Annotated in this window: 11 protein-coding genes and 1 tRNA gene; 2 read left to right on the top strand and 10 right to left on the bottom strand. The window is 60.7% G+C overall.

Features of this window, described 5'->3' with window-relative positions; all coding sequences use genetic code 11:
* From B3M58_RS22550 to B3M58_RS07395, 3 genes are all read right to left on the bottom strand, one after another.
* A partial coding sequence (locus tag B3M58_RS22550) for a LasR-specific antiactivator QslA (protein WP_414704061.1) occupies window positions 1–134 on the bottom strand: 134 nt, incomplete at its 3' end.
* The gene (locus tag B3M58_RS07400; protein WP_296217997.1) at window positions 127–402 is read right to left on the bottom strand and encodes a hypothetical protein; all 276 of its coding nucleotides are present in this window, start codon (window positions 400–402) and stop codon (window positions 127–129) included. The genes B3M58_RS22550 and B3M58_RS07400, both read right to left, overlap by 8 nt.
* 606 nt (window positions 403–1,008) lie before the next feature.
* A complete protein-coding gene (locus tag B3M58_RS07395; protein ID WP_296217996.1) occupies window positions 1,009–1,989 on the bottom strand; it encodes an IS5 family transposase in 981 nt (326 codons plus the stop codon).
* Window positions 1,990–2,495: 506 nt separating this feature from the next.
* Here B3M58_RS07395 and B3M58_RS07390 point away from each other — a divergent pair.
* Window positions 2,496–2,939: an MAPEG family protein gene (locus B3M58_RS07390; protein WP_296217995.1), complete on the top strand. Its 444-nt coding sequence runs from the start codon at window positions 2,496–2,498 to the stop codon at window positions 2,937–2,939.
* 118 nt (window positions 2,940–3,057) lie between these two features.
* On the top strand, window positions 3,058–3,219 hold the full coding sequence (locus B3M58_RS07385; protein WP_296217993.1) for a DUF2986 domain-containing protein: 162 nt from the start codon (window positions 3,058–3,060) through the stop codon (window positions 3,217–3,219).
* Window positions 3,220–3,989: 770 nt separating this feature from the next.
* Here the strand turns inward: B3M58_RS07385 and B3M58_RS07380 are convergent.
* The 7 genes from B3M58_RS07380 to B3M58_RS07350 form a co-directional block, all read right to left on the bottom strand.
* Window positions 3,990–4,063 (bottom strand) — tRNA-Gly (locus B3M58_RS07380).
* A 98-nt stretch (window positions 4,064–4,161) separates the two neighbouring features.
* Window positions 4,162–5,046: an alpha/beta fold hydrolase gene (locus B3M58_RS07375; RefSeq protein ID WP_296217991.1), complete on the bottom strand. Its 885-nt coding sequence runs from the start codon at window positions 5,044–5,046 to the stop codon at window positions 4,162–4,164.
* A gap of 409 nt (window positions 5,047–5,455) precedes the next feature.
* Window positions 5,456–6,148 carry a pseudouridine synthase gene (locus B3M58_RS07370; protein ID WP_296217990.1) on the bottom strand — a complete coding sequence of 231 codons (693 nt, stop codon included), beginning with the start codon at window positions 6,146–6,148 and terminating at the stop codon, window positions 5,456–5,458.
* 64 nt (window positions 6,149–6,212) lie between these two features.
* Window positions 6,213–6,431, bottom strand: a complete 219-nt coding sequence (locus B3M58_RS07365; RefSeq protein ID WP_296217989.1) for a cysteine-rich CWC family protein — start codon at window positions 6,429–6,431, stop codon at window positions 6,213–6,215.
* Window positions 6,428–7,900 carry a sensor domain-containing diguanylate cyclase gene (locus tag B3M58_RS07360; protein ID WP_296217988.1) on the bottom strand — a complete coding sequence of 491 codons (1,473 nt, stop codon included), beginning with the start codon at window positions 7,898–7,900 and terminating at the stop codon, window positions 6,428–6,430. The genes B3M58_RS07365 and B3M58_RS07360 overlap by 4 nt, the downstream gene beginning before the upstream one ends.
* Window positions 7,901–8,074: 174 nt before the next feature.
* Window positions 8,075–9,880, bottom strand: a complete 1,806-nt coding sequence (gene atzF / locus B3M58_RS07355) for an allophanate hydrolase (RefSeq protein WP_296217986.1) — start codon at window positions 9,878–9,880, stop codon at window positions 8,075–8,077.
* A gap of 115 nt (window positions 9,881–9,995) precedes the next feature.
* Window positions 9,996–12,616 (bottom strand): 5-oxoprolinase/urea amidolyase family protein (locus tag B3M58_RS07350; RefSeq protein ID WP_296217985.1); only part of this gene is annotated, 2,621 nt, incomplete at its 5' end.

Below are 12,616 nucleotides of genomic sequence, written 5' to 3'. Positions count from 1 at the left end.
GCATCGTCGCTCAGCCAGGTATTGGCACCGGCAAGCACTTGGTCGAGCGCCTGCTGGCACTCCTGCGGCCACTTGATCACCGCGCCGCGATGGCCATCGTGGCTGGGTAGGTAACTGGTAAAGGGCTTATGCATCGCCAGCCCTCCCTTCGGCCTGCGCCAACGCGCTGCGGTAGAGCACCACCACATCGTTGAGCATTTCGCGGGCGTTTTCGCAGGCCTCTTTCAGTTGCAGGCGGGCAAAGCCGGAGTCATCGAGGTTGGAAAGGATATTGAACAAGCGGTGCAGCAGCACCACGCGTTGTTCGGCCGCCGTTTGAAACGCACAGGCGCTGGGCGCAGAGGAATCCTGCACAGCAAAACGCTTCGGGAAGGGAATGACAGGGCAGAGGGACTTAGTCATGGCGCACCTCCAACATGGAGGTCAATGACGAACTGAACAGCCCAAGGCGGAGCCCTTGGGTAAAAGGGGGGTAGCGCATTTTCCTTATGCTCCTTCGTGTAAGTAAGGACCCACCTCTCTTCGCTACCACACGAATGGAGGCGGACCGTGCAAGGGTGGTAGACCAGCTCACGAAGGACAGCCGGCCAGGCCGAGGCCTGCCTCACACGGCCCGCCATAACTGCACGAGAAAGCAACAGGCATAAAAAAAGCGCCTGCTCTCGGCTATGGCGCTACCGCGCCTTCGTGAATCCTCGGGCTACCACACCCGGTCACGGGATTGACCGCGACAGACGGACTGTAGCCCGCTGCAGGCGTGATGGGCAAGTGTGGGAGGAAATGTGTGCGGCCAAAACAGGGGGGATCAATTGCGATTGCCGTTATTGTCGGCGCGATGTCGAGCAAGCCGACTCATGGTTAGGGATGGTCTGAAGTAGCCCTGTATTTCTGGCTGACTTCAGTTCCCGCCGATTTTGAAAGCGGCGAATCGATCAAAGATGATCAGGTCATCCACTCATTTCTGTGTTTTTAGCCGCCACGAGCACCGCGCGGCAGTCATTTCCCACATTACGGGCGCACCTCTCCCGTATTGGTCAATAAGTGCCGACGTGCCATCCACAGGTTCGACAAGGCAAACAGCGTCACCAGTTGCGCGGTGTTCTTCGCCAGGCCACGGAAGCGTGTCTTCACATAGCCGAATTGGCGCTTGATCACCCGGAACGGGTGCTCGACCTTGGCACGCACCTGCGCCTTGGCCTTCTCAATCTTGCGCTTGGCTTTGTACAGCGCGCTGCGCTTACCCAACTTCTTGTATGTACTGCGGCGGGCGGCGATCTGCCAGATCACCTCCCGGCCTTCATGTTCCGGGCGCTTCTCGACGCCGGTGTAACCCGCGTCGGCCCCAACCATGTTTTCCTTGCCGTGCAGCAGTTTGTCGACCTGGGTAACGTCTGCAATGTTGGCTGCCGTCCCCACCACGCTGTGCACCAGGCCCGACTCGTCATCGACCCCGATGTGGGCCTTCATGCCGAAGTAATACTGGTTACCTTTCTTGGTCTGGTGCATCTCTGGGTCGCGTTTGCCGTCCTTGTTCTTGGTCGAACTCGGCGCATTGATCAGCGTGGCATCGACGATGGTGCCTTGACGCAACGACAAGCCTCGATCACCCAGATAGCCATTGATCACAGCCAGGATGCCAGCAGCCAGTTCATGTTTCTCCAGCAGACGACGGAAGTTGAGGATCGTGGTTTCGTCCGGAATGCGCTCCAGACTCAACCCGGCAAACTGGCGCAGGATGGTGGTCTCGTACAGCGCTTCCTCCATTGCCGGATCGCTGTAGCCGAACCAGTTCTGCATCAGATGTACGCGCAGCATCGCCATCAATGGATAGGCCGGACGACCGCCTTCACCCTTGGGGTAATGCGGATCGATCAAGGCAATCAACCCCTTCCACGGCACCACGCGATCCATCTCGATCAGGAACAACTCTTTGCGGGTCTGTTTGCGCTTACCGGCGTACTCGGCGTCGGCGAAAGTCATCTGCTTCATCGGAAAACTCAGCGGGTGGAGTCCGGGTATTTTGCCAAAATCAGGAAGTCCTTTTCAGAGTTTTCTTAGGCGAAGCCTATTCCGAGGTGCAGCTTTGCGGTCTATTTCATCGTGGAGCGTTAACCCGCATCGTCATGCGGGGAAAGGTGTTTGGCAGGCGTCCTCCGCGTTTTGGATTCTGCTCAGTGGGGTCGACACTTTTTCGATACAGCCGGCCTAGTGATCTACCCCTTCCGAATCGCTATGTGGCACATTGATATTCCGGCGTGGCGCACTGATGGCGCAATATGTGGAAGCCAAGCGAATACCCATCAGGTGGCGTCCCGCCTAGTTAAACGAATGATTCTATTGAGTGTTTCGCCTTTCTTCGTCCGCTCCAAAGCCGGAGCGCTCTACTAATGGAATGGTGTTCAAACCGTTTGCCTCGCTAACTGGGGCGTGCAAAGCCCGCCCCTTAGGCAAACGTTATGCATTACTAGATAGTTCAGGAAAATATGGAGATTTTTATGACAATATCAGTGCAATTGCTTGGCCCAGTGATCGCTTTGGTTGCATGGACGATGGTGATGTGGTTGTGGATGTACGCTACGCGGCTTCCTGCTATACGCGCCGCGAGCATGAAACCTGACCCAAATGCCCCACGAGGCGAGCAAATGTCTTTGCTTCCTCCGCGTGTACGCTGGAAAGCGGATAACTACAATCATTTGCTTGAGCAGCCAACATTATTTTATGTACTTACAATCTCTCTAGCCTTACTGGGGGTTCAATCTCAAGCAAGCTTGCTGTTTGCTTGGGCGTATGTCTTTCTACGAGTTGGGCATAGTCTTGTACAGTCTTTAGTAAATAAAATTGAAATCAGATTTTTACTATTTGCTTTCTCAAACATTCCTTTATTTGCGTTAACCTACTTTGCGGTTATTGCACTTTTGAACGCGCCGAGGGCAGTATAAAAAATGATCAAAGTCGCTCGCTAAAGCCGGCCCTTTAGCTTAGTCGTAAGCGCGACAGGATCTGGTTCAGTATTTCAAGCCGATATTTTTCAAAAACGTACAAGCTGAGCAGGAAAATATGAATCGTCGTAAGAAAATAAATCAGTTATTAAAGGCTCACGCCAAAAAAGCTAGTGCCAAATTGGCGCCAAAAAATAAGTCTAAACACATTAGCAAAGCTGATCGATTGAAGCTAGCTGCTGAGCCCGCTCAAGACTCAACTATTTCCTCTGATATCTGATCTATGTATCTTAAGCGCCAGCGCATCTCTATATAATGGCTGTTAAGGTGTTCTGTGCGGGAGCGTATAACAAAGTGCTGACATCGCTCACTTCGTTCTCTTGGGCGCGCTAATGCTCGCCTCTTAAATAAATCGTAGCTTTTTATAGGGATCTATACAGTTGAAGACAGCAATACTCTTTGGTTCTATAGCAATAGTTCTTACTGGATGCACTTGGACAGCTGCAACTGAAGTCGCCCCTGGCCAATATGCAATCACGAGTCATGGCAGTGTTTTCAATTCTCGCGAAGAGTTATTGGGGAAAATAAGCAGAAAGGCCGAAAAGGTATGCAGTGGAAAGCCATATAAGTTAGAGGGTGATTCCAATGCAAACATGGTTGTCGCAACAAAAACTCAGTTTGGGGACACCCCAACTACTGTTCTTGGCCTTACTGCAATTTGTGACGATAGCACTGAATAATCTAACAAGATTCAAATCGTTCGCTTCGCTCACTAGGGTGAGCTAAAGCCCGCCCCTTACCAAGTGTCGGAAGGCTTATATTCAGCTTCTATATTAAGGCCCGCAGTTTTTTTGCTGTTTCGACACTCGATGCTGCCTTCTTTGTGCGGTCAGCATGCGCAATCCTGTATGTTCGGTTTTTACGCAACGAGTGAGCATTTGAGCGCTGCAATTTGATTCGGGCCGATGGCAGGTGTCGGCATTTTTTCACCACCAGCAAACGCCAGAAACGAAAAAGCCCTGTAAGGACAGGGCTTTAACCATAGGAATCTGGAGCGGGCGAAGGGAATCGAACCCTCGTCATGAGCTTGGGAAGCTCAGGTAATGCCATTATACGACGCCCGCTTTTGCGGTGGCCTTTATACCGGAAGTCGCGGGGGAAATGAAGCCCGTACCGAGCGCAAGGTGTTGCGACTCGGTACAGACGGGCCAATTTCTGTGGGTCATACCGCCATCGCATGCTGCAGCTCGGGTTGTGGGCGGAAGCTTTTTGTACTGCGTGGCGCACTTTGCAGGAAGCCCAGCAGCGCCGCCTGGCTCTGTAGCCACGCACCTTTGTGTTCCATGTCGAGAAAATGCCCGGCGTTGTCGATGGTGGTGAATTGGCAATCGCTGAGGTGCTCGGCGAACAGGCGTACATCTTCTGGTGAGGTGTATTCGTCGTATTCACCGTTGACGAACAGCACGGGGATGTCGACGGCCGACAGGCACTGCATCTCGCAGTGGGCGTCGAGGTGCAGCACCTGATGGACATGCGAATGCATCTGCCGGTATTCGTGTTCGGCCAGGCTACTGATGTGCCGGTGATTGAAGCGCTTGAACAGCGACGGCAGGTGTTTGCCGATGGTGTTGTTGACCAGGTGGCCGAGTTCGTCGCCGTTCACGGCGTGCAGGTGGTTCAGGCCTTTTTCCAGGTAGTCGATCATCGGCTCGTTGAGCAGCGGCGAGAATGAGGTGATGACGGCTTTCTCGATGCGTGCCGGGCGCTTGGCCAAGGCCAGCATGGCCGCGACGCCGCCCCAGGAAAACGACATCAGGTAGTTGGCCTGAAATTGCTCAATCAGCTCCAGCAGGATGCTCGCTTCGTCTTCCTTGGTGATCGGGCGGCTGTTGCTGTTGTGCGGTTTCGACTGGCCGGCGTAGGGCTGATCGTAGAGCACCACGTTGAACTGCGGATGCAGGTATTTGACCGTTTGCGCAAATGCGGCGGTGGTAGCCAGTGAGCCGTTGACCAGAATGATGGTCTTGCGGGCGTTCGGGTTGGCGTAGAACTCCGTGTGAACCTTGTACGTCCTGTGAACATCGACGACAGCGGTGGCTGGCTTCATGTCGTTTCCTCCTGGCGCAAAAATGGGCATGGCAAACGGCAAGGCCGTTTAGCCGGGCAATGTAGGACAGTCAGGAAAGCGCCTGGACATGACAAGCTAATGTCAGGCTGGAGGATTTTATAAGTTATTTATTTTCAATCGGTTAGGGCTGAAATAGAGCATCCGCCCCAGCCTTTTCGAGGTGCTGGAGGGATGTCGTGTAACCAGGCAGGAACCCATTTCGCGCAGAGCGCAAACAACCAAAAGAACGCTTAGATGGCTTTCGTGACTATTCAGTCACAACAAGACCTTGTGATTCGATTTAAGCAGTGGGGCATACGCCTGGCAAGCTCTAATTGGCCTTTTGCGCTGCCGTTGATCGACTATCGAACAGAACCCGGTGACTTCTGCTGACGCGCCAGCGTATGGCTCAAAAGCTGGCAATTTCGGCGGCGGTGAGGGCGCGGTATTGGCCGGGGGCGAGCAGGGGGTCGAGCTGGATCGCACCCATGCTGACGCGGTGCAGGCCAATGACCTTGTTCTGGAAGTGGCCGAACATGCGCTTGACCTGATGGTAGCGGCCCTCGTAAAGCGTCAGGCGGGCGTGGCGTGGCGCGAGAATTTCCAGTGTGGCCGGCCGGGTGGTGAGGTCTTCGTAGCGGAAGTACAGGCCTTGCGCGAAGACGTCGACATACGCGGTGTCGATCGGCGCTTCGGTGTCGACCAGGTAGACCTTGGGGTGTTCGCCTGTCGGCGCGGTCGCCCGGCGCGACCATTGGCCGTCGTTGGTGAGCAGTAGCAGGCCGCTGGTATTGAGGTCGAGGCGCCCAGCCAGGTGCAGGTCGGCGGGGTCCGGTTCGGCGAGCAGGTCGAGTACGGTGCGGTGTTCGGGATGCTCGGTGGCGCTGACCACGCCGACGGGTTTGTGCAGCATGAAGTAGCGCGCCGCTTTGCCGGCTTGCAGCAGTTGCTCATCCAGTTCTATCTGGCTGAACACCCGCACCTCGGTGTGGCCGTCATGGCTGACCTGGCCATCCACGCGCACCCGCCCGCTGGCTAGCAGCTGGCGCGCAGCCTGGCGGTTGAGCTGGGGCAGGTTGCTGAGGAAACGGTCGAGGCGCATGGCGAGTGGTCTGTGTGCTGGGTGGTTTTACGTGCCGTCGAGATCTGCGGGGCGACAGCGCCCATTAACCCGCCGGGGCGTCTGCTGCGGTCGGCGGCAGCCCCTGGGCGCAACGTGGGCAGAGGCAGGCGCGGTTGCGCTGTGCGGCGGGCAGGCTGTCGAGCACGCTGCGCTCGATGCACGCCTGAAAGCACCAGCAGGCCTCGACCGGCGCGCTGGCGTCGGCTTGGGCGCACTGATTGGGCTGGCCGCAGCGTGGGCAGGCGGATGCTGAGGTGTTCATGCGGTTTCTTCACACAGGCGGTTGCGCCCGGCTTGTTTGGCCCGGTAGAGGGCGCGGTCGGCGCGGGCGAGCAGTTGGTTGAGCGTGTCGTCGGCGTGCAACTCGGCCAGGCCGATGCTGGTGGTGATGTGCAGGCTGGCGCCGCTGTAAGCGAAGCGGCTGTGTTCGGTTTGTTGGCGGATTTTCTCGGCCAGCTGGCGGGCCTGCTCGGGCGGGGTGTTCTTGAGCAGCAGGATGAATTCCTCGCCACCCCAGCGGCAGATGATGTCGGATTGGCGCAGGTTGCTTTGCAGGTTGCGGGCGAAGCCGCGCAGCACTTCATCGCCGCCCAGGTGGCCGTGGGTGTCGTTGAGCTCTTTGAAGTTGTCGAGGTCGAGCAGCAGCGCGCAGAGCTGGCTTTGCTCGCGCCGCGCTTCCTGGATTGCCTGGTTGGCCAGCAGGTCGAAGCCGCGACGGTTGGGCAGCTCGGTGAGGGCGTCGGTGGTGGCCAGGGCGGTGATACGCGTTTGATAGCGGCGCAGGGCGATGCTGACCAGGCTGAGCACGATCGCGGTCACCAGCAGGCAGATCAGCAGGTTGATGTACAGCGATTGGCGGATGCCGGCCAGGGCGCCGGTTTCGTGTTTGTCGACGAACAGGTACCAATCCAGCTCGGGAATGAAGCGCACGTTGAGAAAGTGCCCGCGGCCGTGTTCCTGGTACTCGAAGTTGCCGCTTTGCGGCTTCGGCAGTTTCGCCATGAGGTCTTCAAGGCCCGCCACCTCGCTGAGCGACTGGCCGACTTTAGCGCCCATCGGCCCGCCAGTGGCGCCGGTCAGGACGATACGTCCGGTGGTGTCGACGAAGTACACGCTGCGGTCGTAGCGCTGCTGGTAATCATCGATCAGCTTGACCACGGCATCTACGGTCAGGCCGACGCCGGTGGCGCCGATAAAGCGCTGTGCGTAGTCGAACACCTTGTAGTTGATGAAGACGGTCAGGCGATCCTGGTTGGCCATGTCGACATCGACATTGATCTCGTAAGGCGTTTGCATATCGCGCACGCGGAAATACCAGAGATCGCGCGACTCGCCCTCTTGCACCTGCTTGAGTACGCCTTTGGCCTGGTAGTAGGTGTGGGTTTTATCGGAGACGAAGAAGCTGGTGACGGTGGCGTAATGTTCCTGGACTTCGCGCAGGTAGCGGGTCATCTGCTCGATGTCCTGCTCGCCGGCCATCACCCAGTCGCGCACATAGGTGTCGCGGGACATCATCGAGGAAATCAGGATGGGTCGAACCAGATCCTTCTGGATCTCCGAGTAGACGTTGTCCGAGGTCAGCGGCAGCTCGGTGTTGACGATGTTGTCGCGGATCGACTGCAGCGCCGCGTGATAGCTGGCCAGCGAGGTGGCGAGGAAGCCGCAGCCAAGCAAGACGAGCAGCAGCAGGACCAGGGGACGTTGGCTGGTTTTCGCGTTGGTAGGCGGCATGCACTGTTCTGCTCGAAGGGCGATAGCGCCATTGTAGTGGCCCGGCGCCCATATTGGCTGCTCAATTCAGCGTGTCGCTACGGCGCCGGCCCGCGAGCCCGGGGGACCGGCCACGCCGCTCTGCGCGGCCCCCCAGCGCAGGCTGGCGGCCTTGCTGCGCCGGGCCTTCTGACCCTAGCGATTGCTCGCCAGGTAGGCGCGCCAACCGTTGAAGTGACTGATGTCCTTGGCTCCTTCGAGGCCGTACGGCTCGCAAATAAAGCCGGTTTCCCAGCGGCCATCGGCCAGTTGCACCTTGCCCAGCCCGAGCGGCGCCGGGATGCCGTTGAGGAAGGAGCCCAGTTCGCGGCTTGGCAGTTCCCAGACTTCCACCTCGATCGCCACGCCGCCCGCGCTGACGCGCAGCATGCCTGGGCGCGCTGGCGGGCCGCCGGCCAGGGCGTACAGCTGATAGTCCGGCGAGCTGCGGGTGGCTTCGAGCAGGCGTGCGCCGCGCTTTTTCAGTTGCCAGTTGAGCGGCAGGCCATCGAGGTGCGCGCCGCACACCACGAGGCGGCTCATGTCGCTGCGCGCCGCGCCAGCGGTGGCGTTGCGGTCCAGTGCCCGGCCACCGCAGAGCGGCAGCTGATGCTGGCCTTGCAGGCCAGCGGCCAGGCTGAGCAGGTATTGATCGGTAAAGGCGCGGCCGAACAGGGTCACGCCCCAGGGCAGGCCGTTGGCCATGGCCGCGGCTGGCACGGCGACGGCGGCGTAGTCGAGCATGTTCATGAAGTTGGTGTAGTAGCCCAGGTCCGAGTTGCGCTTGACTGGCTCGGCGTGCAGTTCGGCGAGGGTCACCGGGCGCGGGTAGGCAGGCGTCAGCACGCAGTCGAGGCCGTCGAGAATGCCGTCGCAGAGGGCTTTCAGCGCTTGCAGGCGGTATTGCGCGCGGAACAGTTGCACGGCACTGGTGCCCGGCGCTTGTTCCAGTACGGCCTTGATCACCGGCAGCACGGCGTCGGGCTGCCGTTCGATCAATTCTCCGGCGACGCTGTAGCGCTCGGCGACCCAGGGGCCTTCGTAAAGTAGGCGCGCGGCTTCGAGGAAGGGGGCGAAGTCGATTTCCACCGCTTCGCCGCCGAGCGCTTTCAGGTCGTCGATCGTCTTGGCGAACAGCGCCGGGCTCTCGCTGCAACCGAGGAACTCCAGCTGCGCGGGTACGCCGAAGCGAAACCCCGAACGCGGCGTGCCGAAGGCCGAGCCGTCGTTCCACAGCGGGTTGGCGCGGCTGTAGGCGTCGCGTGGGTCGAGCACGGCGGTCAGCGCCAGCAACTGGCTGGCTTCGCTGGCACTGGCGGTGAAGAAGGTCACGCAGTCCAGGGTGCGGCAGGCGGGCACCACGCCGGCGGTGGAAATCAGCCCCTTGCTGGCTTTCAGACCGATCAGGTTGTTCAGCGCCGCCGGCACCCGACCGCTGCCGGCGGTGTCGGTGCCGAGGGCGAAGCTGGCCACGCCGAGGGCCACGGCCAGCGCGGAACCGGCGCTGGAGCCGCCGGACGGGTAGGCCGGGTGCACGCTGTTGCGGCATTCGCCATAGGGCGAGCGGGTGCCGTTGAGGCCGGTGGCGAACTGGTCGAGGTTGCTCTTGCCCAGCGGTACGGCGCCCAGGGCAATCAGTTGCGCGACGACCGTGGCGCTGGTCTCGGGCACATAGGCGAAGGCCGGGCAGGCGGCGGTGGTGGGGATGCCGGCCAGGTCGATGTTGTCCTTGATGGCGAAGGGCACGCCGTACAGCGGCAGCTCGGCCGGCGATTGGCCGTCGAGGGCGGCGAGGTAGGGCTCCAGTTCCTCGGTGCTGAGCAGGTGGATAAACAGGTTGAATTGCGGATTCAACGCCGCCGCCTGCTCGCGCAGGGCGAGGATGAGCTGGCGCGGGGTCAGGCTGGCGTCGCTGTAGGCGGCTTTCAGGGCGCCGAGGCGCAGGTCGAAATCGTGGGTCATGTCAGGCTTCCTCGTTTATTGCGAGTCCGCTTGGTGGGTCGATGAAGCGTGACCCACCCTACGGTGAGAGTTCGTAGGGTGGATGGCGTTTTTCCATCCACCACTCAGGTCAGCTTCAGGCGTCTTCCAGCACCACCACGCGCTGGCCGGCGCGCACCGGCGAGCCGGGTTGCACGCGTACCTCGCGGACGATGCCGGCCCGCGGCGCCAGCAGGGGGATTTCCATCTTCATCGACTCGAGAATCACCAGCACATCGCCGCTTTGCACACGGTCGCCTGTGCTCACCTGTACCTGCCAGAGGTTGCCGGCAATATGGCTTTCGATAGCATGTTGGCCGGCGCTGAGCGGGGCGTCTTCAGCCAGTTCGGCCACCACTTCCTCGCTGTCGAAATGCGCCTGGCCGGAGGCGATCCAGCGTTGGCGCTCGGCGTCGAAGGCGGCGCGCTGTTGGCTGCGGAAGGCCTCGATGCCGTCTGCTTCCTGGCGGAGAAAATCCTGGTAAGCGCCGAGCGCCAGTTCGCTGTGCTCGATGCGCAGATCAAAGCGGCCCAAGGGGAAGTCGCGGCGAATGCGCAGCAACTCGTCCGCCGAGACTGGGTAGAAGCGGATCTGGTCGAAAAAGCGCAGCAGCCACGGCTTGCCGTCGAACGCGGCGAGGTCGCGGTAGCGGTTCCACATTTGCAGGGTGCGGCCGACGAACTGGTAACCGCCGGGGCCTTCCATGCCGTACACGCACATGTAGGCGCCGCCGATGCCCACCGAGTTTTCCGCGGTCCAGGTGCGCGCCGGGTTGTACTTGGTGGTGACCAGGCGATGGCGCGGGTCCAGCGGGGTGGCCACCGGCGCGCCGAGGTAGACGTCGCCGAGACCCATCACCAGGTAGCTGGCATCGAACACCGTGCGATAGACCTCGTCGAGGTTGGGCAGGTCGTTGATCCGGCGGATGAACTCCAGGTTGCTCGGGCACCAGGGCGCGTCCTTGCGCACGGTGGTCATGTACTTGTCGATGGCCAGCTGGCAGGCCGGATCGTCCCAGGACAGCGGCAGATGGACGATGCGCGACGGCACCTTGAGGTTCTGCGCCGCGCACACCGCATCCCACTCGCCAGCGACGATGCGCAGCAACTCGCTCAGGGCCAGGGTTTCCGGCTGGTAGTGCACTTGCAGCGAGCGGATACCGGGCGTCAGGTCGATCACGCCGTTGTCGAACTGAGGCAGAGCTGCTGCGTTTGCCGATGCGTCGTTAAAACCCGGCTCAGAATGCTCATTTACCGCATGCAAACTGCGCTTCTTCGCCGAGTTTTGCCTAGCCTCGGCTGCACTCGCGACGCCCTGACTCAGTCCGAATTTGGCTTCCAGCGCCTGCATCAGCGCATGGCCACGGAAGCGCAGCACCAGGTCCAGCTCCGCCGCGCCGATTTCCAGCAGCAGGTGGGTGTCGCCGGAGAGGCGGGCGACCAGGCGTTTGTCGGCTTCGCCGATGTCGAGGACGATGGGGCTGGTCAGCGTATGAACTGGTGTAGGAGCGGGCTTGCCCGCGATTGCGTTGTCGGCTTGATCGCGGCCAAGGCCGCTCCTACGAAGGCTCACATACTCGAGTTTGTCGGCCTTGGCCAATTCCCGCGCCGTGGCGATATCCACCGGCAGGAAGCGCACTTTGTCGCCAGCCTTAAGCTGGCCGAGCTGCCACAGGTCGGCCTCGATGATCGTCACCGGGCAGACGAAGCCGCCCAGGCTCGGGCCGTCCGGGCCGAGGATCACAGGCATATCGCCGGTAAAGTCCACGGCGCCAATCGCATACGGGTTGTCGTGGATATTCGACGGGTGCAGGCCGGCTTCGCCGCCGCTGTCGCGTACCCATTCGGGTTTCGGTCCTATGAGACGTACGCCGGTGCGGCTGGAGTTGAAGTGCACTTCCCAGTCGGTGGCGAAGAAGGTGTCGATATAGGCCGGGGTGAAATATTCCGGCGCGCCATGTGGACCGTAGATCACGCGGATTTCACGCACGGCGGGTAGGGCGGTGCACAGTTCTTCAGGCAGTTGCGCGCCGTTGTCCGCATCGCTCAATGCCGGGATGTGCAGCACATCGCCGGCGCGCAGAGCGCGACCGCCGTGGCCGCCGAACTGGCCGAGGGTGAAGGTGCTTTTGCTGCCCAGGTACTCCGGCACTTGCAGGCCGCCGCGCAGGCTCAGATACGAGCGCGCACCTGCGCCAGCGATGGTGCCGAGGCTGAGGGTGCTGCCGGCCTTGATCAAGAGCGCGGTGTTCATCGGCTGAGTGACGCCGTCCAGCGTGAAAGGGATTTCTGCGCCAGTCACCGCCACCACGGCATCGGTGTTGAAGCGCAAACTCGGGCCGCTCATGGTGATTTCCAGGGCGGCGGCGCCTTCGTGGTTGCCCAGCAGGCGGTTGCCCAGGCGCAGGGCGCGGCTGTCCATCGGCCCGGACGGCGGCACGCCAACGGCCCAGTAGCCGATGCGGCCGGGGAAGTCCTGCACGGTGGTCTGGGTGCCGGAGCTGAGCACATCGAAAGTGCTGGCGGTGTAGACCAGGCCCTCCAGGCAGCGGGTCCAGGGCGAACCGCTGGCAAAGGGGGCGTCCGTCAGAATCTGCCGCAGGTAGTCGCGGTTGCTTTCCACGCCGTACAACACCGAGTCGGCCAAGGCCTGGCTCAGTGTGCTGCTGGCCTGGTCGCGGGTCGGCGCCCAGGCGATCAGCTTGGCGATCATCGGGT

The sequence above is a fragment of the Pseudomonas sp. UBA2684 genome, from assembly GCA_002354655.1.
Lineage (GTDB): Bacteria > Pseudomonadota > Gammaproteobacteria > Pseudomonadales > Pseudomonadaceae > Aquipseudomonas.
Note: the sequence above shows the minus strand (reverse complement) of the source record. Positions and strands in the feature narration are given on the sequence as shown.